The 23,047-nt window shown below is 41.4% G+C and carries 18 protein-coding genes; 15 read left to right on the top strand and 3 right to left on the bottom strand.

Annotated features, from left to right (window positions below; genetic code table 11):
- Positions 1–96 precede the first annotated feature (96 nt).
- From ACQ93I_RS03875 to ACQ93I_RS03850, 6 genes are all read left to right on the top strand, one after another.
- Positions 97–534: a MarR family winged helix-turn-helix transcriptional regulator gene (locus tag ACQ93I_RS03875; protein ID WP_431697222.1), complete on the top strand. Its 438-nt coding sequence runs from the start codon at positions 97–99 to the stop codon at positions 532–534.
- A 39-nt stretch (positions 535–573) separates the two neighbouring features.
- A complete protein-coding gene (locus tag ACQ93I_RS03870) occupies positions 574–2,979 on the top strand; it encodes a 3-hydroxyacyl-CoA dehydrogenase NAD-binding domain-containing protein (protein WP_431697221.1) in 2,406 nt (801 codons plus the stop codon).
- A gap of 47 nt (positions 2,980–3,026) precedes the next feature.
- Positions 3,027–3,374: a four helix bundle protein gene (locus ACQ93I_RS03865; protein ID WP_431697220.1), complete on the top strand. Its 348-nt coding sequence runs from the start codon at positions 3,027–3,029 to the stop codon at positions 3,372–3,374.
- Between the two features lie 43 nt (positions 3,375–3,417).
- The gene (locus tag ACQ93I_RS03860) at positions 3,418–4,611 is read left to right on the top strand and encodes an acetyl-CoA C-acyltransferase (protein ID WP_431697219.1); all 1,194 of its coding nucleotides are present in this window, start codon (positions 3,418–3,420) and stop codon (positions 4,609–4,611) included.
- Positions 4,612–4,719: 108 nt separating this feature from the next.
- Positions 4,720–6,540 carry an acyl-CoA dehydrogenase family protein gene (locus ACQ93I_RS03855; protein WP_431697218.1) on the top strand — a complete coding sequence of 607 codons (1,821 nt, stop codon included), beginning with the start codon at positions 4,720–4,722 and terminating at the stop codon, positions 6,538–6,540.
- A 137-nt stretch (positions 6,541–6,677) separates the two neighbouring features.
- The gene (locus ACQ93I_RS03850; RefSeq protein WP_431697217.1) at positions 6,678–7,745 is read left to right on the top strand and encodes a mechanosensitive ion channel family protein; all 1,068 of its coding nucleotides are present in this window, start codon (positions 6,678–6,680) and stop codon (positions 7,743–7,745) included.
- On the opposite strand, the gene ACQ93I_RS03845 is transcribed toward ACQ93I_RS03850, so the two are convergent.
- Positions 7,693–9,510: a glycoside hydrolase family 15 protein gene (locus ACQ93I_RS03845; protein WP_431697216.1), complete on the bottom strand. Its 1,818-nt coding sequence runs from the start codon at positions 9,508–9,510 to the stop codon at positions 7,693–7,695. The genes ACQ93I_RS03850 and ACQ93I_RS03845 overlap by 53 nt on opposite strands.
- 95 nt (positions 9,511–9,605) lie before the next feature.
- On the opposite strand from ACQ93I_RS03845, the gene ACQ93I_RS03840 reads away from it, so the two are divergent.
- The 3 genes from ACQ93I_RS03840 (at position 9,606) to ACQ93I_RS03830 (ending at position 13,786) form a co-directional block, all read left to right on the top strand.
- On the top strand, positions 9,606–11,822 hold the full coding sequence (locus ACQ93I_RS03840; protein ID WP_345597433.1) for a bifunctional alpha,alpha-trehalose-phosphate synthase (UDP-forming)/trehalose-phosphatase: 2,217 nt from the start codon (positions 9,606–9,608) through the stop codon (positions 11,820–11,822).
- A 145-nt stretch (positions 11,823–11,967) separates the two neighbouring features.
- Positions 11,968–12,234, top strand: a complete 267-nt coding sequence (locus tag ACQ93I_RS03835) for a YtxH domain-containing protein (protein ID WP_266067835.1) — start codon at positions 11,968–11,970, stop codon at positions 12,232–12,234.
- A gap of 196 nt (positions 12,235–12,430) precedes the next feature.
- Complete coding sequence (locus tag ACQ93I_RS03830; RefSeq protein ID WP_431697215.1) at positions 12,431–13,786, top strand: M28 family peptidase; 1,356 nt, start codon at positions 12,431–12,433, stop codon at positions 13,784–13,786.
- A gap of 39 nt (positions 13,787–13,825) precedes the next feature.
- Here the strand turns inward: ACQ93I_RS03830 and ACQ93I_RS03825 are convergent, their stop codons facing one another.
- Positions 13,826–14,788 carry an App1 family protein gene (locus ACQ93I_RS03825; protein ID WP_345597428.1) on the bottom strand — a complete coding sequence of 321 codons (963 nt, stop codon included), beginning with the start codon at positions 14,786–14,788 and terminating at the stop codon, positions 13,826–13,828.
- Between the two features lie 64 nt (positions 14,789–14,852).
- Between ACQ93I_RS03825 and ACQ93I_RS03820 the strand changes: the two genes are divergently transcribed.
- The 5 genes from ACQ93I_RS03820 (at position 14,853) to ACQ93I_RS03800 (ending at position 19,483) form a co-directional block, all read left to right on the top strand.
- Complete coding sequence (locus ACQ93I_RS03820) at positions 14,853–15,728, top strand: diacylglycerol/lipid kinase family protein (protein ID WP_431697214.1); 876 nt, start codon at positions 14,853–14,855, stop codon at positions 15,726–15,728.
- A 154-nt stretch (positions 15,729–15,882) separates the two neighbouring features.
- Positions 15,883–16,530: a hypothetical protein gene (locus ACQ93I_RS03815; RefSeq protein WP_431697213.1), complete on the top strand. Its 648-nt coding sequence runs from the start codon at positions 15,883–15,885 to the stop codon at positions 16,528–16,530.
- 19 nt (positions 16,531–16,549) lie between these two features.
- Positions 16,550–17,290, top strand: coding sequence for a hypothetical protein (locus tag ACQ93I_RS03810; protein WP_431697212.1), 741 nt, complete (start codon positions 16,550–16,552; stop codon positions 17,288–17,290).
- A gap of 152 nt (positions 17,291–17,442) precedes the next feature.
- On the top strand, positions 17,443–18,657 hold the full coding sequence (locus ACQ93I_RS03805; RefSeq protein WP_431697211.1) for a bifunctional alpha/beta hydrolase/OsmC family protein: 1,215 nt from the start codon (positions 17,443–17,445) through the stop codon (positions 18,655–18,657).
- A 223-nt stretch (positions 18,658–18,880) separates the two neighbouring features.
- Entirely contained in the window at positions 18,881–19,483 is a 603-nt protein-coding gene (locus tag ACQ93I_RS03800) for a superoxide dismutase family protein (RefSeq protein ID WP_266067842.1), read from the top strand.
- Between the two features lie 84 nt (positions 19,484–19,567).
- On the opposite strand, the gene katG is transcribed toward ACQ93I_RS03800, so the two are convergent.
- The gene (gene katG / locus ACQ93I_RS03795) at positions 19,568–21,829 is read right to left on the bottom strand and encodes a catalase/peroxidase HPI (RefSeq protein ID WP_431697210.1); all 2,262 of its coding nucleotides are present in this window, start codon (positions 21,827–21,829) and stop codon (positions 19,568–19,570) included.
- A gap of 221 nt (positions 21,830–22,050) precedes the next feature.
- On the opposite strand from katG, the gene ACQ93I_RS03790 reads away from it, so the two are divergent.
- Positions 22,051–22,812: a DUF481 domain-containing protein gene (locus tag ACQ93I_RS03790; RefSeq protein WP_431697209.1), complete on the top strand. Its 762-nt coding sequence runs from the start codon at positions 22,051–22,053 to the stop codon at positions 22,810–22,812.
- The last annotated feature ends 235 nt before the right edge of the window (positions 22,813–23,047 follow it).

Here is a 23,047-nt window from a genome sequence, read left to right as displayed (position 1 = left end):
TTTTCTAATAAATTTAAGACCAGCGATTCACTACCTGAATAATTTTCTTTCATTTGCTATGCGTGCATAATAAAATTTTCTTAACTTTGAAATTGTATGAAAGAAAAAACCATTGATTACGTTCTTCGCGCGACCTGGATTGCTATTGCTAAAATGTACAATGAAGAGGCCGGAAAAGAAGGAAGTACAATGGCTACAGGCTTTGCTCTTTTGAGTATAGATCCCGAGGAGGGCACCCCTTCTACCTCCCTGGGCCCAAAAATGGGAATGGAAGCCACCAGTTTGTCGCGAACTCTTAGAACCATGGAGGATAAAGGTCTCATAAAACGGAAGAAAAATCCGGTAGACGGGCGTAGTGTCTTAATTTACCTCACCGATTTTGGAAAGGAGATGCGCGATTACTCTAAGAAAGTGGTACTTACTTTTGACCAGGCGGTAAGAAATGAAATCCCTCAAGAAGATCTCGATAAGTTTATTGAGGTAGCTTCAAAGATCATGGATCTTATTGCCACGCGTAAAATTTACAATGAATAATAAAAAATCGTTCAGGCGATTATCAAAATAAATAACAACATGAAAAGACGAATCAACAAAGTTGCAATTATAGGTTCGGGAATTATGGGGAGTGGAATTGCCTGCCATTTCGCCAACATTGGCGTAGAGGTGCTACTACTGGATATTGTTCCCCGGGAACTGACCGAAAAAGAAAAAAAGCAGGGTCTTACCCTGGAAGACAAACAGGTGAGGAACCGTATTGTGAACACAGCATTGCAGGATGCTTTAAAATCCAAGCCCTCTCCTATATATCATAAAGACTTTGCCAATCGTATTAAAACCGGAAACCTGGAAGATGATATCTCGAAGGTATCGGAAGTTGACTGGATCATGGAGGTTGTTGTGGAGCGCCTGGATATTAAAAAGCAGGTTTTTGACAATCTTGAAAAGCACCGCAAACCGGGAACATTGATTACCTCCAATACTTCAGGAATCCCAATTCAGCAAATGAATGAGGGCCGAAGTGAAGACTTTCAGAAGCATTTCTGCGGAACACACTTCTTTAATCCGCCGCGATATTTAAGACTATTTGAAATTATTCCGGGGCCAGATACTTCCGAAGAAGTTTTGGAATTCCTGAATGAGTACGGTGAGAAATTCCTCGGAAAAACTTCGGTAGTCGCAAAAGACACTCCGGCGTTTATTGGGAACAGGATTGGTACTTACAGTATCATGAGTCTTTTCCACATGGTGAAGGAGCTAGACCTTACTATTGAAGAAGTTGATAAACTCACAGGTCCTGTTATAGGAAGACAAAAATCTGCCACTTTTAGAACTGTAGACCTTGTAGGACTTGACACGCTTAAACATGTTGCTGAAGGCCTGCACAAAGGAGTACCTACAGATGAAGAGCACGATCTTTTCGCAATGCCAGACTATATTAACACCATGGTCGAGAATGAGTGGTTTGGAAGCAAAAGCGGACAGGGTTTCTATAAAAAGATCAAGAACAAAGACGGTTCGAGTGAAATTCAGTCACTTGACCTTAACACACTTGAGTACCGGGCGCAAAAAAAGGCAAATTTTGCTACTCTTGAATTAACGAAAACGATTGATAATGTAGCTGAAAGGTTTAAAGTTCTGGTTAATGGTAAAGACAAAGCCGGGGAGTTCTACAGAAAGAATTTCGCTGCTATTTTCGCATATGCCTCTAAAAGAATTCCTGAAATTACCGATGAACTATACAAAATAGATGACGCTATGAAAGCCGGTTATGGCTGGGAACATGGTCCGTTTGAAATTTGGGATGCCATAGGTGTTGAAAAAGGTATTGAAATTATGAAAGCTGAAGGCAGGGAGCCTGCAGCCTGGGTAAACGAAATGCTTGAAAAAGAAAATCAAGGCTTCTATACCGTTAAGAATGGCAACACCTGGTATTACGATATTCCTGCCAAAGAATACAGGAAGATTCCAGGGCAGGATGCATTTATTATTCTCGATAACATCAGGGAATCCAAAAAAGTATTCAGCAACAGCGGAGTTGTAGTTGAAGATCTTGGCGACGGAATCCTAAATGTGGAATTCCGAAGTAAGATGAACTCGATTGGCGGCGATGTTCTTGACGGACTCAATAAAGCCATTGATCTTGCTGAAAAAGAATACCAGGGATTGGTTGTAGCCAACACCGGAAAAAACTTTTCTGTAGGAGCCAATATCGGAATGATCTTCATGATGGCTGTGGAGCAGGAATATGATGAGCTAAATATGGCTATAAAATATTTCCAGGACACTATGATGAGAATGCGCTACTCCTCTATTCCAACAGTTGCAGCGCCACACGCCATGACTTTGGGTGGTGGATGTGAACTTTCATTACACGCAGATAAAGTTGTCGCTGCAGCCGAAACATACATCGGACTTGTAGAATTTGGAGTTGGGGTAATTCCCGGTGGTGGAGGTTCTAAGGAAATGACCTTGCGTGCTGCCGATACCTTCCAAAAAGATGATGTGGAGTTGAACCGACTTCGGGAACATTTTCTCACCATTGGAATGGCAAAGGTTTCCACCTCAGCTTATGAGGCTTACGACCTGAATATTCTTCAGAAAGGAAAAGACATTGTGGTAATTAACCCCGATCGCCAGCTGGCAATTGCTAAAAAGCATGCGCTACTCATGGCAGAGAATGGTTATACCAAGCCTATTATGAGAAAAGATATTAAGGTATTAGGTAAACAAGCACTGGGTGCCTTCTTAGTAGGTACAGACCAGATGTACGCCGGTAAATACATTAGCGAACATGACAAGAAGATCGCCAACAAACTGGCTTACGTAATGGCCGGAGGTGACCTTTCTGAAAACTCTTATGTGAGTGAACAATACCTGCTCGATTTAGAAAGAGAAGCATTCCTTTCTTTAACAGGAGAAAGAAAAACCCTGGAGAGATTGCAGCATATGTTGCAGAAAGGCAAGCCATTAAGAAACTAATAGTATAGTGTATAATGTAGATTGTATACTGTAAAACTGAAAAGATTATGAATTATTTCAAGGAATTAAAAGTTTGGCAAAAAGCAATTGATCTGGTAACGGAAACCTATTTAAAGAGCGCTAATTTTCCAAAAGAGGAACTATATGGGCTTACTTCGCAAATAAGAAGGTCTGCAGTATCTATTCCTTCAAATATTGCCGAAGGTTGTGGAAGGAAAACTAATAAAGACTTTGCTAACTTTCTTGGAATCGCCTTAGGATCGGTATTTGAATTCGAAACTCAGTTGATCATTTGCAGAAACTTAAAGTTAATTCCGGAGCAAGATTTCGAAGACCTTGAAAAGGAAGTTCATCATATTCAGAACATGATAATTAAACTACAATCTACATTGTAACTACAAAATAAGACAATATACATTATACAAAATACAATATACAATGAATAGAACAGCTTACATCGTAAAAGGATACCGAACTGCAGTGGGAAAAGCGCCGCGGGGGGTATTCCGATTTAAAAGGCCAGATGAATTAGCGGCAGAAACTATCCAGTTTATGATGGATAAGCTGCCCGAATTTGATAAAAAACGCATCGATGACGTGATCGTTGGTAATGCTATGCCCGAAGCCGAACAGGGGCTTAACGTAGGGCGTTTTATTTCCCTCATGGGATTAAACACAGAAGACGTTCCCGGGATGACCGTTAACCGGTATTGTGCTTCAGGTCTCGAAACCATTGTTATTGCAACAGCCAAGATCCAGAGCGGAATGGCTAATTGCATTATTGCAGGTGGTGCAGAGAGCATGAGCTATATCCCAATGGGAGGTTATAAACCAGTCCCCGATTATAAACTGGCAAAAGCCGGAAAAGAAGATTATTACTGGGGAATGGGATTAACTGCGGAAGCAGTTGCTCAAAAATATAAGGTTTCAAGGGAAGACCAGGATGAGTTCGCCTACAACTCTCACCAGAAGTCTCTAAAAGCCCAAAAAGAAGACCGTTTCCAGGACCAGATCGTTCCCATCACAGTAGATCAAACTTATGTGGATGAAAACGGAAAAAAACAAACCAAATCTTATACCGTCAATAAAGACGAAGGACCAAGAGCCGATACATCAAAAGAAGTTTTAGGCAAACTAAGACCTGTTTTTGAAGAAGGTGGAAGTGTGACAGCAGGTAACTCTTCTCAAATGAGCGATGGTGCTGCTTTCGTCATGGTAATGAGCGAAGAAATGGTGAAAGAACTAAACCTGGAGCCCGTTGCAAGACTTGTTAGCTATTCGGCTGTTGGGGTTGAACCAAGAATTATGGGAATTGGGCCTGTACATGCCATTCCTAAAGCTGTTAAACAAGCAGGGATCCAGCTAAATGATCTTGAGTTGATCGAGCTTAACGAAGCCTTTGCATCTCAGTCTTTAGCAGTAATTCGTGAACTAGGACTGGATATGGACCGCATGAACCCTAATGGAGGCGCTATTTCAATGGGCCACCCGCTGGGATGTACAGGAGCCAAACTATCAGTGCAGTTGTTCGATGAAATGCGCAAACGTGACCTGAAGAATAAATACGGAATGGTAACCATGTGCGTAGGTACAGGACAGGGAGCTGCGGGAGTTTTTGAATTTCTTTCTTAAGAGATTTGAGATATGAGATCTGAGATTTCAGATATTAAAGAAGAATAAAAAATCATAAGCTTGGGAAGGTTCTAAAATCTAATATCTCAAGTCTAATATCTATAAAAAATGAGCACACAAACAGATAGCAACAAAAAAGACCTTCTTCGCGGGGGGCAGTTTCTGGTAAAGGAAACAAAAGCAGAGGATATTTTTACTCCCGAAGATTTTTCGGATGAGCAAAAAATGATGCGCGAATCGGTACAGGAATTCGTGAATCGGGAAGTAATGCCGAAGAGAGAAGAATTCGAAAAGAAGAATTACGACCTCACAAAAGAGTTAATGCAAAAGGCCGGTGAAATGGGCTTTTTGGGAGTTTCGGTGCCCGAAGAGTACGATGGCCTGGGAATGGGATTTGTCACTACCATGCTGGTAGTGGATTATATTTCGGGAGCTACGGGATCATTTTCGACTGCTTTTGGAGCCCATTCGGGGATTGGAACACTTCCAATTACCCTATATGGTAATGAGGAACAAAAGAAAAAATATCTTCCGAAGCTCGCTACTGGAGAATGGTTTGGAGCTTATGCCTTGACAGAGCCGGGAGCTGGTAGTGATGCAAATTCAGGAAAGACAAAAGCAGTTCTTTCTGAAGACGGAAAATATTATAGCATTACAGGTCAAAAAATGTGGATCTCCAATGCCGGATTCTGCAATATGATGATCGTCTTCGCCCGAATTGAAGATGACAAAAATATCACCGGATTCATAGTTGAATACGATCCGGAAAACCCAAATGGTATTTCTCTTGGGGAAGAGGAAAAGAAACTTGGTATCCACTCCTCCTCCACCCGTCAGGTATTCTTCAACGAGACGAAAGTGCCTGCAGAGAATATGCTTTCAGAAAGAGGAAATGGCTTCAAAATTGCCATGAACGCCCTTAACGTGGGCCGTATCAAACTTGCAGGAGCCTGTCTTGACGCCCAGAGAAGATCTATTGATGCTTCAGTAAAATATGCAAATGACCGCGTGCAGTTTAAAACTCCAATCTCCCAGTTTGGTGCGATACAGTCTAAACTTGCAGAGATGGCAACTTCAGCTTACGCAGGGGAATCGGCTTCATATCGTGCTGCAAAAGATATTGAAGACAGGATTTCTATCCGTCAGGAAGAAGGAAATTCCCACCAGGAAGCCGAATTGAAAGGGGTTGAAGAATACGCTATTGAATGTTCTATTCTTAAAGTGGCAGCTTCAGAAGATCTTCAGAATTGTACCGATGAAGGTATCCAGATCTTTGGGGGAATGGGCTTCTCGGCCGATGCTCCTATGGAATCTGCCTGGAGAGATGCACGTATCACCCGTATTTATGAGGGTACAAACGAGATTAACCGAATGCTTTGCGTAGGGATGCTCGTAAAGAAAGCTATGAAAGGCCATGTTGATCTTTTAGGGCCTGCTACCAAAGTTGGAGAAGAACTCACTGGAATTCCCTCTTTTGACAAACCTGATTTTTCTGAACTTTTTGCTGAAGAGAAAGAAATGGTCAAAAAGTTGAAAAAGGTATTCCTGATGGTTGCCGGTAGTGCAGTTCAAAAATTTGGACCTCAGCTGGAAGATCACCAGCAGTTGTTATTGGCTTCTGCCGATATTTTAATAGAGATCTACATGGCTGAATCCACGATCTTGAGAACTGAAAAAAATGTGAACCGCTTTGGTGCCGATACTCAAAAAGAGCAAATTGCGATGGCAAAATTGTACCTGTACCACGCTGTTGACATTATTAATCAAAAAGCCAAAGAAGGAATTGTTTCTTTTGCTGAAGGTGATGAACAAAGAATGATGTTGATGGGACTAAAAAGATTTACAAAATATGAAAATCAGCCAAACGTTGTAGAATTGCGTAAGGTGATTGCCGATAAAGTAATTGGAGAGAATAAATATCCTTTCTAAATTAAATCTGCATCAATTAAATCTGCATCAATTAAATCTGATCAAGGTCGCCAATGGCGGCCTTTTTCTTTTGTTATTTCTTTAACAGGTTATTTCCTCTTCATTTTATAGCTTGAAAAGAAAGGAAAAAAAATCCTATGGGAGACACAACAAGGAATATCCTCATCTTTTTAGGTGCTTTACTGGTTCTTTATTTCCTGGTGCACTTTCTACTGAAGAAACTTGGAAAAGACCCTGGTAATATTCTACCTCACAATATTGCAAGTCGCCTGAAGATTCCCATGATCGTTCTCTTTCTTGCAGTTGCAATCCAGGCAGGGCTTATAAACAGGGAAATTATAACAGATAAAAACCAGATAGACTTATTCCAGCAAATAAGGTCTATCCTGCTTATTTTCAGTTTCACCTGGTTCATTGTAGTTGCTATAAGAATTGCCAAAAATCAATTTTTAAAACAATTTGATGTCAATACGGCCAATAATCTTCGTGCCCGTAAATTTTACACCCAGTTCAACATAATAGAAAGGATAGCCATCTTTGTTGTTGTTCTTTTTGCCCTTGGTATAGCTCTCCTCACTTTTGATGGGGTAGAGGAAATTGGGGTGAGTATTCTAACTTCTGCAGGGATAGCAGGGATTGTTCTGGGGCTTTCTGCTCAAAAAGTGTTTGGAACCATATTCGCCGGAATTCAAATAGCCATAGCTCAACCTATACGTATTGATGATGTTGTTATCGTGGAAGGGGAATGGGGGCGTATTGAGGAGATCAAACTCACTTATGTGGTTGTACAAATTTGGGACAAACGCCGGCTGGTATTACCTACCACCTACTTCATTGAAAAACCCTTTCAAAACTGGACCCGTAATTCATCTGATATCCTGGGAACTGTCTATATTTATACCGATTTTGATCTTCCTATTGACAAGTTAAGAGAGGAACAGACACGGCTTTTAAATGCAACCGATCTTTGGGATCGAAAAGTCGATGTGATTCAGGTGACAGATCTTACTGAAAAAACCATGGAACTAAGGGCATTAATGAGTGCAAAGGATGCTCCTACCGCCTGGGACCTACGGGTGTATGCCAGGGAAAATCTCCTGAAGTTTATTCAGGAAAACTTCCCCGACAGTCTGCCGCGTACACGTCTTGAAGTTAAAGAAGAGCGTCCTCGTCAAGAAGGGCCTTCAAATTTGCCTCAGAAGTAATATTCTGAGAAAAATTCATTGCCGTCTCAATCAACGCCAGGTGTGAATATGCCTGCGGAAAATTACCTAAAAGACGCTTGGTTTTAAAATCAAGGTCTTCACTAAACAACCCAAGATGGTTACTGTAAGAAAGCAATTGATCAAACATTTTCATTGCCTTTTCCTTTTCTCCAATTTTGTAAAGGCTGTTTATAAACCAGAAAGTACAAATAGTAAAGGATGACGATGGGGTACCAAAATCATCTTTGTTCTTGTACCTGAATAAAAGTCCGTTATAGCTAAGTTCTCTTTCAGTAGCTTTTACTGTGCTTATGTAGCGTGGATCTTTAGCTTTTATAAATCCGTAGTTCTCCATTAACAAGGTAGAAGCATCTAAGTCTTTAGAACCATAAGATTGGGTATAAGCCTGCACCTCCTCGTTCCATCCACGGTGATAAATATCATCATAGATCTCCTGTCTAAGGTCTTTCCACTTTTGGTCATTTATCCCATTTCTAAGGATTTCCCCAATTTTTACTGCCCTGTCTACTGCTACCCAACACAGCAATTTGGAGAAGGTAAAATGCCGCTCTTCGGTCCTGAATTCCCAAATACCCTTGTCGGGTTGTTTCCAATGCTCCTCCACAATACGCACAATACCTCTCACAATGGTCCACAACTCTTCGCTGTTCTCCAGAGTAGTCTCAAATCTCAAAAACTGCTGATAAATGACTTCCATTAAAATCCCGTAGATATCATTCTGCTTTTGAATATAAGCTGCATTTCCCACCCGTACTGGCTTAGAGCCTTCATATCCTTCAAGGTGATCAAGAATATGTTCGGTCAATTCCTTTTCGCCATTGATGCCGTACATAATTTGCAGCTTTTCATTCTTATTAGGAATAAGGTCGATGATAAACTGAAGGAAACTTTCTGCCGATTCCCGGTGGCCCAGGCTTGTCATAACCTTTATAACCATAGAGGCATCCCGAATCCAGCAGAAACGGTAATCCCAGTTACGCACTTCCCCGATAGTTTCAGGCAAAGAAGTTGTCACAGCGGCAAGCACTGCCCCGGTTTTTTGATAGCTCATAGCCTTTAAAACAAGAGCACTGCGATTTACAGCTTCGTCGTAGAAAGGAAATTTGGTGGTAGATTCACTCCAGTTCATCCAATACGTCTTGGTGCGCTGGAATTTCAAATACGCCCTTTCCAGGTTCTGTTCCCTCAGTTTTTCATGATATCCCAATAAGAAATAGGCATGATCTTCAAGAGTGATTTCCTCGGCATGCAAAACCTTATCAAGGTCGAGACTCGTGTAGAGATAAAGGGAGTCGTAAGTGCCCTTTTTGGTGAAACTTTTAAGGTAATAACGGTGGTTCTCGGTAAAGGTTTCCTCCCGGGCATAATTAAGCCGGGGCTGGTAATGCACTTTAACCCTGGGTTTTCCCTTGAGAAGGTGAATATACCTCACCACATCTGGTGGCGTGTAAAAATCTCCGTCGTCTTCCCTGTACCGGGGCATAAAATCGATCACCTCAAACGCTGCAGCTTCCGAAGTAAAAGTAGTACATAGAATATTCGTTTTCCGAAGGTACTTTTGAGTTACAGTATAATCGGGCGACACTTCAAAAGAGAAATGGCCGCCTTTATTCTTGTCGAGCAATTTTGCAAAAACCGAAGCCGAATTAAAGTTGGGCAAACAACACCATTCCAGAGAACCCGATTTCGATATTAATGCGGCACTTTTACAATTGCCTATCAATCCATAATCCAGTGTATCCATTTAGTCTTAAAGTTCTTTTAAAAAGGTAGGGCACTTATTTTAAATTTCGGAAATTTAAGCAAAATGAATAAGATAGAACCCGCTTAAAATTTACTATGGGCAAAACAATAATTATCTCTAATCGCCTACCCTTACAAATAAATATTACCGAAGATGAAAAATTAGAAGTTACACCCAGCGTTGGTGGGCTTGCAACGGGACTTAAGAGTTTTCACCAGGAGGGAGACAGTATATGGATTGGTTGGACCGGACTGGCTGCGGAAGATATTCCGGAAGGTTTAGAAGAAGAAGTAAAATCTGAAGCCAGGAAACAAGCCTGTGTGCCTGTTTCTTTGACTACCGAGGAAATTGAAAAATTTTACTACGGCTTTAGTAACCGCACTATTTGGCCCCTGTTCCATTATTTTATGGAATATACAGAGTTTCAGCCCGAACACTGGGAAGCTTATAAACAAGTGAATGAAAAATATGCCGAAGCTGTTGTTGAACACCTGGATGATGATGATGTAGTGTGGGTGCATGATTACCAGCTCCTGTTGCTACCCGAATACATCAGAAAAAAGAATCCGAAGGTTACCATAGGCTTCTTTAATCATATCCCCTTCCCTTCTTCTGAAGTATTTCGCACCCTGCCCTGGAGGGAAGAAGTGCTGAAAGGAATGCTGGGCGCCGATCTTATAGGTTTTCATACCTACGATTATGAAAGGCACTTTTTGCGCTCTGTAAACCGTATACTTAGGTATGACATCAACTTCAATAGTGTAAATATTGGAAGCCGCATCGTACGGTCAGATTCATTTCCTATGGGTATTGATTATAAGAAGTTCCGCACGGCAGCAAAAGAACATTTTAATCAGCCGCGAAGTGAGAATTCAGATATTCAGAAAAAGCTGGACTACCACAAATACGTAACCCGCAACACCAAGCTTATCCTTTCTATAGACCGCCTCGATTACACCAAGGGTATAGCCAACAGGATAAGAGCCTTTGGTTATTTTCTTGAAAAGTATCCAGAATACCAGGAAAAGGTTAGACTTATCATGCTGGCGGTACCTTCACGTACCAATGTACCGCAATACCAGCTTTTAAAGAGGGAAATTGACGAACTGGTAGGCCGCATCAATGGAAAATTTGCTACTATCAACTGGACGCCTATATGGTACTTTTATCGTTCTATGCCCTTTGAAAATCTTATAGATCTTTATACATCCAGTGATGTTGCGCTTATTACCCCAACCCGTGACGGGATGAACCTGGTGGCAAAAGAATATATCGCCACAAGAACAGACCAAACCGGAGTTCTTATTTTAAGTGAAATGGCGGGGGCAGCGCATGAACTCAATGAGGCACTTATCATCAACCCGAATAATTTTGAACAGATTGTAGATACCATTAAAATGGCTCTCGAAATGCCCGAAGAAGAGCAGGTGCGCCGCAACAAGATTCTGCAGAAGAGACTTAAGAGATATAACGTAGAAAAATGGGCCAAAGATTTTATGAAAAGCCTGAAAGAAACCAGAAGTTCCAGAAAAGCTTTTAAGGCAATACAGCTTTCAGAGAACGTAAAAAAAGACCTTTTTGACAAGTATAGTGCAGCCCAGCGCCGTATTTTGTTCCTCGATTATGACGGAACTCTTCGGAAATTTGTCGATAAACCCGAAGAAGCCATGCCCGACCCTGAGCTGCTCGAGTTGATTACCCGCCTTGGAGAACAAAAAAACACCCGTGTAGTTCTAATAAGCGGAAGAGATAAAGAAACCCTGGGAACCTGGTGGAAAAATGTTCCTATAGAATTAATTTCTGAACACGGGGTATGGAACCGGCCGGTAAACGAAAAGTGGCAACTCACCGAGAACCTCAACAATAACTGGATGGCTTCGGTAAGGCCGGTGTTGGAAACTTATGTAGACCGCACCCCCGGAACTTTTATTGAGGAAAAGAACTTCTCTCTTGCCTGGCATTACAGAAAAGCAAATCCCGAACTGGGCGAAGTTAGGGCAAATGAACTATCTGCCGTTCTTAAAGACATGATTGCAAATCATGGCCTTACAGTACTACAGGGGAATAAAGTACTTGAAATAAAGAACAGCGGTGTCAATAAAGGCAAGGCAGCCAACAAGCTACTGGTAGAAAAATACGATTTCATATTTGCCATAGGAGATGACTGGACAGACGAGTACCTGTTCACCGAACTCCCCGATCAAACAGTAAGCGTGAAAGTAGGACGAAACAAAACTGAAGCAAAATACTATATTGAAGATGTAGATGAAGTACGGGAACTCCTGGAGCAGTTTGTGAGCCTAACACATTAAAAAAGCTCACTTTTTTTGTTAATAATGAGCAAAAATTGTTATTTAATTTAAATCAACCTTAACTGTACGATTTACTGCAAATCACCTTTATACACTATCTTAGTAGTTGGATATAACACCATTATCAATTTAGAAAAAACTCAACATGAAAACAGGAAAAATTTTAGCAGGCATACTATCAGGAGCCGCAGTTGGTGCCATAGCAGCTTTATTATTTGCACCAAAAAAAGGATCTGAAACCCGTAAAGATATTGCTGACAGAGGTAACGAATATCTTTATGGAGCAAAAAGCAAATACAACGATCTCAGCGATAATCTTTCCCACAGGTATGATTCAGTAAAATCAAAATTAAAAGGAAAGCAGGAAAAGCTTGAGGCAGAAATGAATGGAGACGACAAGATCATCTACTAAGTTTTTCTTAGCACCACTAAGAGGTTGCTTTAAATGCTATAAAAAGTTTGTCTAAAATTGTTTACATATCTCTATAGATCTGTTTATCAGAAAAGGGATACAAACCAAGTTTAGATCAACGAAAAAGTGGCTTTTAAAACAGCCTCTTTTTTTTTGCGCTATTTTCACTATTTTGCCTTTTAGAAATTTAAAAATTATGTTCAAAAATGCCATTTTTGCCACCTTACTATTTTGCGGTTTATCCACTTATGCTCAAAAAGTAGCCCCGCCACAGGTAGATCTTCGAATCTATGATATCATTGAAGAAGTTTCGGCTAATGAAATTGAGGCCGATATTAGGCGCCTCGCAGGTTTTGGCACCCGGAACACCTTTAGTGACACCGTTTCCAATACCCGCGGTATAGGTGCTGCCCGCCGATTCATAAAATCTGATTTTGAAGAAATTTCCAGAAACTGTAATGACTGTCTTGATGTATTTTATCAAAAAGATTTTGTCACCAAAGAAGGAAATGACCGCGTTCCAAAAGATGCATGGGTGGTAAATGTTGTGGCGGTGCAAAAAGGTTCCAAGTATCCCAATCGGTATATTATCATGAGTGGTGATATAGATTCCCGCGCCAGCAATACGATGGATTTTACCACAGATGCTCCCGGCGCCAATGACAACGCCAGCGGAATGGCAGGGGTGATGGAAGCGGCCCGTGTACTTTCAAAATACAACTTTGACAACAGCATTATCTATTTAGGCTTATCGGGAGAAGAACAGGGGCTTTTTGGCGGCCGCGGATTTGCAAAAATGGCAAAAGATAAAGGCTGGGAAATCATTGGAGTGCTTAACAATGACATGATAGGTAACATTGAAGGAGTAGACGGCGTTATTGACAATCGCACTTTCAGGATCTTTTCTGAACCCGTGCCTCCTACCGAAACCGAACGAGAGCGGAATATGAGGAGGTTCTATGGCGGTGAAGTAGATGGTATTTCCCGTCAACTGGCAAGGTATGTACACCGCACTACCCAAACCTATATGCCCGAAATGAACCCCATGATGGTCTACAGGCTGGATAGGTTTGGCCGTGGCGGGCACCACCGTCCTTTTAACGATCTTGGTTTCCCCGGAATCAGAATAATGGAAGCCCACGAGAATTACACGCAGCAACACCAGGATATACGTACCGAAAATGGCATTGAATATGGAGATGTTATTGAGCACGTAAACTTTGATTATGCTGCCAAACTCACTGCAGTAAATGCAATTACCATGGCCAGCCTTGCCTGGGCACCTCCTGCCCCAAAAAAGGTAGCTATTGGTGGGATTGTTGAACCTTCAGCAAAATTAAAATGGGAAAAAGTAGCGGGAGACAATGTTGCCGGCTACAAGGTTTACTGGAGAGACACTACTGCGCCACAGTGGGAGCATTCAAGATTTGTGGGTGATGTAGACAATTTTACTCTTAAAGGCATTGTGATTGACAACTTCTTCTTTGGCGTCTCAACAGTGGGAAAAAACGGAAATGAAAGCGTGGTGGTATTTCCATCGGCTACTTTCTGATAAAAAATAATGCTCTAAAATGTCATTTTTGAGTAGGGATCACACGATCCCTATTTTTTTTGAATGTGCAATGGCTTTTCCGCTATCGGTAAAATAGCAGGTAGCCACTCCCAAATCTTCAATGTTTTCCAGGACTTCTTTCACCTTTGATTTTTGTTTTTTTGAAGTTTGCCGAATATAAATGGCCCTAATGTTCATAGGAAACATTTTGGTGACCCGCTCATAAAGATGAGGGTCCTGCTGGGAATCATCTCCCATTAGCACATACTGAAGCTGAGGATAAAAGGAAATAATGTCTTTTATCTTAATGAATTTATGGTCGTGCCCGCCCCTTCCGGTAAATAGAAAATCCCCTAGACCGGTTTTGATACTCTTTAGTTTAATGACGGCTTTTGGCAGGCCATGTTTCCGGGCAAACTGCAGAATGAATTCGTAGAGGTTCCATTCACTGCTCGAAACATAGAAAAAAGAGTTGAACTGCCCTTCCTCCTGCCCTGCACGGCTCAAAGCCCGGTAATGTGGCACCACATCATCAAAAACTTCCCTGTTATCAATATTCTGGGTAAGAATTACATAGAGTTTCTTGAAAAAATTCTGGGTATGGGAAATCAGAAAAGTATCATCAATATCCGATATAATTCCCAGTTTACTTTTGAAAGGCTTCAGCAGCTCCCCCCGCTCAACCACTCCTTTTTCCCCTATTTTACAGGAAACAGAATACTCATGCCAGCCGCTCTCTAAAAATTTATTATACGGAAGGTTAAACCTGAAGTAACCGTCATCTGTAGTTTTGGTAACAACTTCCAGCTCTTTAAAATTCAACTGGATAGTGGCATTTTTGATGGGGCTGATGGTAAACATTTTATAAACAGATTTTGCATGTCTGTAACCCCTGCGGTCTATTTCATATTTATCTGGTGCCCACGATTTAAAAACATGGCCGAAGACTACCAATTCCTGATCATTTACATAGCCGCGATAAAGCTTTATGTCTAGCTTCATATTACATTATTTTTAACTGCCATTCCTTCCCAAATTACTTATTTTTGAGCACAAGCTCAATAAAATGGCCGAATTTAGCAGGGTTTTAATGGTTGTTAATCCTATTTCGGGAGGAAAAGACAAATCTGACATTGTTGAAGAAGTAGAAAAGCAGGTGTCGGAGAGAAATCTTAAACTCGAAACTTATTATACCTCCGGAAAAGGGGATAAAGAAGCTTTATTTTCTGTCATTGAAGAGTACGACCCTCAGCGTATAATATCGGTAGGAGGTGATGGTACGATTAAATTGATTGCAGAGCTACTTACTGATGATTCCATTCCCATTGGGATCTTTCCTGCCGGTTCTGCTAACGGGCTTGCCGAAAACCTCAACCTGGACAGGAATAATGCCGAATTAACCCGCATTGCCCTGGGAGAAAAGTTTAAATTAATAGATGCCATCCTCATCAATGATGAACTATGCCTTCATATTAGTGACATTGGCCTTAATGCAGCTTTAATCAAAAATTATCAGGAAGGAAATATCCGCGGAAAGCTGGGATATCTCATACAGTCTATACCTACCCTAATTAAAAGCGATTTCCCTTTTCAGTTTAATATAGAAGTAGACGGTAAGGAAATTTCCCGTAAAGCTGTGCTCATCGCTGTGGCCAATGCAAAAAAGTACGGAACAGGATCTAAGATCAACCCAAACGGCAGGTACGACGACGGTAAATTCGAGATCCTCATCTTTAAAGAATTCAACATCCCTCAAATTCTTCAAACCTTCAGGGAAAATGTAGAAATCGATGAAGATTTCCTTGAAATTATTTCAGCAGTAGAGACCCGCATTTACAGCCAAAAAAATATCCCTTTCCAAATTGACGGAGAGTACCGGGGAGACGTTAAAGAAGTAACTGCACGAATCTCTCCCATCAAGATTAAAATTGCAGTTCCGTAAAAATATTTTCATCTATCTTCTTCTACACTGGCATTAATGCAATTAATTTGCTCTTTTAATGCTTAATTAACAATACTTTAGGCTGCCATTAATTAAAATAGCTTTCAAAATCAGTAATTTAGAGATCAATCTAACTAATAAAAAAAGAAGAATTATGGCAGAGATCAAGATCGAAAAGAAAAAACCAATTTGGCCCTGGATCATCCTGGTTCTTGTTATCCTGGCAATCTTATACTTTTTAGTATTTGCCGATGACGACAACGATTTGGATGATGTACAAACCGAACAGGTAGAAGAAACCACCTGGGAGGAAGATGCTGAAACAACCACCTGGGATGACCAAAACGACACCACAGGATGGGAAAATACCGGGGATACGCTTTCCGGAACAGGAGGAGTATCTGGTTACCTGGCTTACATTGGAGATGAAAGCAAAATGGGCATAGACCATGAATACACCAATAATGCTATCATTCACCTTATGAATGCAGTACAGGCAAAAGCTGATGAAATGAATTATGACATTAGTGCCGATATGCAGGCTGTAAAACAGGATGCTCAACAAATACAGCAAGATCCTATGGCATTGACACATGCAGACAAGATAAAAACTGCCGGAACCAAACTGGCAAACATTATCGAAAAGATGCAAAAGGAAAAATATCCTAATCTTTCCGACGATGTTAATGAAGTAAAAACTGCAGCACAAGACATCAATCCCTCTACCCAAACCCTGGAACAGAAAGACCAGGTCAAGGAGTTCTTTGATGAGGCCGGTGATGTTTTAAGAAAAATGAGCTAAAAAATAAAAAAGAGAGATTATGACAGATAGAAAAGAAAATAGGAAGCATTTATATTACCTCAACGAACTTTCCGATTTTAAAGTGGATAGTGATGATCCCGATGTAAGGGGTTGGCCCGTCAAAGATGTGGATAACAGAGTGGTAGGAAAGGTAGACAACCTCCTGGTAAGCAAAGAAAAAAGGAGAGTAGTGTATCTGGACGTTGAAGTGGATAAAACAATTATTGAAGCTGATCACGATCCCTACGGGAAACCGGCATCTGGCAATGTTCATGAGTTCATAAACAAGGAAGGTGAGAATCACCTCATCCTGCCTATAGGGCTTGCAAGACTAAACGTGGACGACAAGTTTGTATACACAGACAAAATTGACCACCGCACTTTTGCAGAGACCAAGAGGTATGAAAAAGGTTATGACATTGACCGCGATTATGAAGTAGTTGTCTTAGAATCCTATAACAGGGATGTGAGCTATGATCGTGGCAATGACAGAACTGTAGATCGCAATAATGATCTGGATGAGGAAAGAAGAAGAATGAGAGAAGGAGATCGCGACAAAGATCATAACAGAGAAGGAAATATAGCCGGTAGAAGTGGAAGTATTGCCGATAGTGATAGCAGAAGCGTAGACCGCGACCGTGACGCCCTTACAGGCAATGAAAGCGGAAAATACTCCGATCGTCGCTCAAGCGGAACAATTCCTGAAGACGACTCTTTCTATGACAGAGGAGAATTTGATAGAACCAAGTATCGCAGATAGTAAACAGAATCTGTAAAAAGACCAGGGGCTTTTAAAAAGTTATAAGTATTCCATATTTTAAAGAATCTCGAGAAACCTTTATGGGATCTCCAGTGTACAATGGAATCTTGACATGCTTTTTAAAAGCCTTTTTTTAATTTGATTTTTCACCTATGAACTACAAAAAGATAAGCTTCACCAATTCTGACGGCCTGGAGCTTTCAGGCTATCTGGAACTTCCTTTAAACACGCACCCTCACAGCTATGTGCTTTTTGCCCATTGTTTTACCTGCAATAAGAATTTCTTTGCGGTAAAGAATATTGCCAGGGCTTTATCGGCTAAAGGTTACGGGGTACTGCGTTTTGATTTTTCGGGGCTTGGTGAAAGTGATGGCGAATTTGCAAATACTACATTTTCAGGAAACGTGGAAGATCTACTGGCAGCTGCCGATTTTCTTGCTTCAGAATATGCAGCCCCCGAGATGCTTATAGGTCATTCCCTTGGCGGGGCAGCAGCGATCTTTGCTGCCAACAAATTGCCTTCTGTGAAAAGTGTTGTTACTATTGGCGCTCCGTCTTCCCCCGTACATGTCAAACATTTGCTGAGATCAAATCTTGATGAGATAGAGAAGAATGGTGTGGCCGAAGTGAACGTAGGCGGCAGAAACTTTACGATTAAGAAAAATTTTCTTGAAGATATTAATACCCATGACCTCAGTCATTTTGCCAGGGATCTCAAAAAGGCCTTTTTGATCATGCATTCTCCACAAGACACGGTGGTTAATATCAGCAATGCCGAAACCCTTTACAAAAGTGTAAAGCACCCTAAAAGTTTTCTTTCTTTAGACGGTGCAGATCACTTACTTACCAATAATGAAGATTCAAAATATGCAGGAGATGTAATTGCCTCCTGGGCCTCACGATACCTGGAAATCCCTGAAGATAAAGAGCTGAAAACCGACCACCAGGTAGTAGCCAATCTTGGCAAGGAAGGTTTTACCACTCAAATGAGAGCAGGAAGGCATTATTTCACTGCCGATGAACCTAAATCTTTTGGAGGAGAAGATTTTGGCCCTTCTCCCTATCAACTCCTTTCAGCAGGTCTTGCTTCCTGTACTTCTATGACCATCCAAATGTATGCCCGTCGCAAAAAATGGCCTCTGGTTAATGTAGAAACTCATGTAGACCACAAGAAAACTCATGCTGAAGATTGTGAAAACTGTGAAAGAAACACGGCTAAAATTGACATTTTTGAGAGGGAAATTGTTCTTGAAGGCAACCTTGATGAACAGCAGCAACAAAAATTACTGGAAATAGCCGACAAATGTCCGGTCCACCGAAGCCTTTCCAATAAAGTAAATATAACCACCCATCTTAGAAAAATTTAACAGCCGGAAAAATTGATCTGCATTTCCGGCAAACGGGAAAATCAGAATTTATTTCAGGAAACACAGGCTTTTTGAGATCTCGGGGAATCTCTTTTTCATGAAAAAACAATGGACTTCGGGAGGGAGGCTTTACCGCCCGCAGTGTTAAGCTCTCCTTAAATTTTTGGCTGCCCACGGTCCATATTCTATTTTAGTCGATTGTTACTAACTTAAACTAACTAATATGAAACGTATAGGAATATCTGCAGTTTTGGCAGCAGCTTTAGTGCTCACCAGTTGCAAAAATGAGAATCAAACCGCTGATGAGCGTGTTGATGAGCACACCAACCTCACTCAACAAGAAGAAGAGGCAGGACCTGGTGATACCTATGTACAGGATGAGTTAACACTACAAATGGAGCCAAGAAGTGGCAGTAATGTTTCGGGAACCATCACTTTTGTTCAGGAAAACGACGAGGTGACTATGACCGCCGAACTCACAGGTCTTGAAGAAGGAATGCACGCAATTCACCTTCACGAAAACGCCGATTGTTCTGCCGAAGATGGTACCTCTGCAGGAGGGCACTGGAACCCTACTTTTGAAGATCATGGAGAATGGGGTGATGCAGGAGGATATCACCGTGGTGACATCGGGAATTTTGATGTAAACTCTAATGGAGAAGGAAGTGTAACTTTCACTACAGATGAATGGTGTATAGGATGTGATGATGAGAAAAAGAATATCTTGAACAAAGCCGTTATCGTTCACGCGGGAGTAGATGATTATACTTCACAACCCAGTGGAAATGCCGGTACCAGAATAGGTTGCGCAGAGATCAAAATGTAGATCTTTTTTGTTCTAAAAAATAAGAGGCTGTCTTAAACCATTTTAAGACAGCCTCTTTGCATTAAATCAACACTTAAACTTCTATCAATCTTTAAGATCAAAGCGATCAAGACTCATTACCTTATCCCAGGCTTTTACAAAGTCTTTTACGAATTTCTCTTTTGAGTCATTTTGTGCATAAACTTCGGCCAGGGCACGAAGTTCTGAGTTAGATCCAAAGATAAGATCCACACGTGTTCCCGTCCATTTCACTTCTTTAGTCTTACGGTCACGACCTTCAAAGACTTTCTGAGAATCATCTTTAGCTGCCCATGTAGTGTTCATGTCCAGTAAGTTCACGAAAAAGTCATTGGTAAGCTGCCCGGGGCGGCTGGTAAACACACCGTGCTGTGAACCGTCATAGTTTGCACCCAATACGCGCATCCCGGCTACCAGTACAGACATTTCTGGAGGAGTAAGAGCAAGCAATTGTGCCTTATCTACCAGCATCTCCTCTGGCGAAGTTAAAATATTTTCGCTTCCCTTCACATAGTTTCGGAAACCATCTGCTCTTGGCTCAAGTGGCTCAAAAGCTTCAGCATCTGTCTGCTCTTCTAATGCATCGGTTCTACCCGGTGCAAAAGGAACACCCACATCATAACCTGCCTCTTTAGCTGCCTTTTTCACAGCAAGATTTCCGGCAAGAACTATAAGATCGGCAAGAGATATCTTTTTATTCCCTTTTTGAGCTCCATTAAATTCCTTCTGAATTTCTTCAAGTTTATTCAACACTTCCTGAAGCTGCGGCGGATTATTAACTTCCCAGTGTCTTTGCGGTGCAAGACGAACACGGGCTCCATTGGCTCCCCCACGCTTATCGGAATTTCTAAATGTAGAAGCCGATGCCCAGGCAGTGGTAACTAATTGAGATATAGTTAATCCTGAAGCGAAGATCTTTTTCTCCAGTTCAGCAATATCCTCACGGTCTATTAATTCGTGATCTACTTTTGGAAGCGGATCCTGCCAAATTAGTTCTTCAGAAGGTACTTCAGGACCAAGATATCTTGAGATAGGCCCCATATCACGGTGCGTCAATTTATACCAGGCTCTGGCAAAAGCATCTGCGAACTCTTTAGGGTTTTCATGGAAATGTTTTGAGATCTTGTAATATTCAGGATCTTCACGTAAAGCAATATCCGAAGTTAACATGAATGGTGCATGCTTCTTATTTGCATCATGAGCATCAGGAATCACTCCCTCTCCTGCTCCATCTTTTGGTTTCCACTGCCATGCGCCACCAGGTCCTCTATAGCACTCCCACTCATAACCAAAGAGGTTATCAAAGAAGTAATTGCTCCATTTTGTAGGAGTTTGTGACCATGCTCCTTCAAGCCCACTTGTGATGGTGCTTTCGGCATTTCCTGTACCAAATTTATTCTTCCAGCCCAATCCCATTTCAGTAATATCGGCACCTGCAGGCTCTGCACCTACGTGCTCTACAGGATCGGCTGCTCCGTGAGTTTTTCCGAAGGTATGCCCTCCGGCGATTAGTGCTACAGTCTCATAATCGTTCATCGCCATACGCCCAAAGGTCTCGCGAATATCCTGTGCAGAACCCAGCGGATCTGGATTTCCGTTTGGGCCTTCAGGATTCACATAAATGAGCCCCATGTGAGAAGCTGCAAGCGGTTGCTCCAGTTTATTGTCTTTAGCATAGCGTTCTTTATTTCCTACCCATTCTCCTTCAGAACCCCAGTAAATATCTTCTTCAGATTCCCAGATGTCTTCCCGGCCCCCGGCGAACCCAAAAGGCTCTAAGCCCATAGATTCGAGAGCCACGTTTCCGGTAAGGATCATAAGATCGGCCCAGGAGATCTTTCTTCCGTATTTTTGTTTGATAGGCCACAATAAAAGACGGGCTTTATCAAGGTTGGCGTTATCTGGCCAGCTGTTAAGCGGTGCAAATCTTTGAGAACCCGAACTAGCGCCCCCACGGCCATCACTTATACGATAGGTCCCGGCGCTGTGCCAGGCCATCCTAATGAAAAGTCCGCCGTAATGCCCAAAATCGGCCGGCCACCAGTCCTGCGAATCGGTCATTAATTCGTGCAGGTCTTTTTTTACAGCTTTTAAGTCAAGGCTTTTAAATTCTTCAGCATAGTTAAAATCCTCTTCCAAAGGATCGGAAAGCCTGGAGTGCTGTCTTAATATATGAAGGTTCAACATATTAGGCCACCAGTCGCGGTTTGAAGTACCACTTCCGGCAGTTTTGTCTACAGCCCCTCCAAGAAAAGGACATCTGCTGGATTCGTTCACTTCCCAGGCTTTGTGAGTACCCGGAGAATTACGGTGTTCGTTCTGTGCCATATTGATAATTTTTAGTTAATATCTGAATATAAAAATACAATAATTTGAGCTTATAGCTTTCATGAAACCATTGGAAAAATTGATGATCGTACAGGAAAAAATCGATAATTGGACAAAAATCTACCCATAGAAAATAATTATGGTATTTTAAGAAGTCATAGTAAAACACTTTCGCCTATTCTTCTATATAGGTTCCAAAGATGTTTATACATTTGTCTACTATGACAAGAGCTCTTTTCCTAATTATCTTCAGCCTTACTCCGGCAATTCTTTCTGCGCAATTGGTAAACATTGAATCCAAACGCATGCAGACCGACTCAATAAGGTTTACCCTCAACGCTGATTTTTCTTTCAACCACACCAATAATGACGGAGAACAGGTCAATCAAATCGATGCTGCGCTTAGCACACAGCTAAAATCAAAAGACCTAAAGAAGATCTATTTTTTCCTGGGCAATTATAAGGTCATAGATTCCGAAGAGGGAAACCTGCAAAATGCCTGGTTCCTTCACGGCAGGTTTAATTATAAGTTGAATGACATATTAAGGTTGGAATCGTTTTTACAGGGGCAGTACAACCAGTTGCTGGTGGTAGAACAACGCAACCTTATAGGAGCAGGACTGCGGTGGAAATGGGTAGATAAAGAACGTTTCACAGGCTATGCAGGTAATAGCTATATGTATGAAGTGGAGTTTAGCGAACAGGCCGGAACCACTAATTATAATCACCGAAACAGCACTTACCTCACTTTATCGTACACCCCAAAATCCCAAAAATTTTCTGTTGCCAATACTGTTTATTATCAGCCGCTGTACAGAGAACTGGGTGACTACCGAATCCTGGAACAATTCAGGCTTGATGTTCCACTGTCTTCCTGGCTAAAGGTATTTACTCTTTACAACTACTACTATGACAGTAAAACTCCACTGAAGACCGAAGAATACACCTCAGATCTTAATATTGGGGTAGGGCTTAGTTTTTAACAATTACTGAAATAAATTAAAAAACCTGCTCTTTTCACATGATATTCAGATAATTAAAGCTATTATTGAATAAAGAAAGTTAAAAAAATTATTGATGGAAGTAGTAAAATCGATCAAACCCGGTCCAAAACCTAACAAACCTGATGGAACTCCAGATAGGAGAAGACGTGTAACTCCAGAAACCCGACCTAAACATCCCACTTTGAAACCACATGAGCACAAACCTAACGATTAA

Source organism: Salinimicrobium sp. WS361, from assembly GCF_050750585.1.
Lineage (GTDB): Bacteria > Bacteroidota > Bacteroidia > Flavobacteriales > Flavobacteriaceae > Salinimicrobium.
This window is presented reverse-complemented; position numbering and strand designations above follow the sequence as displayed.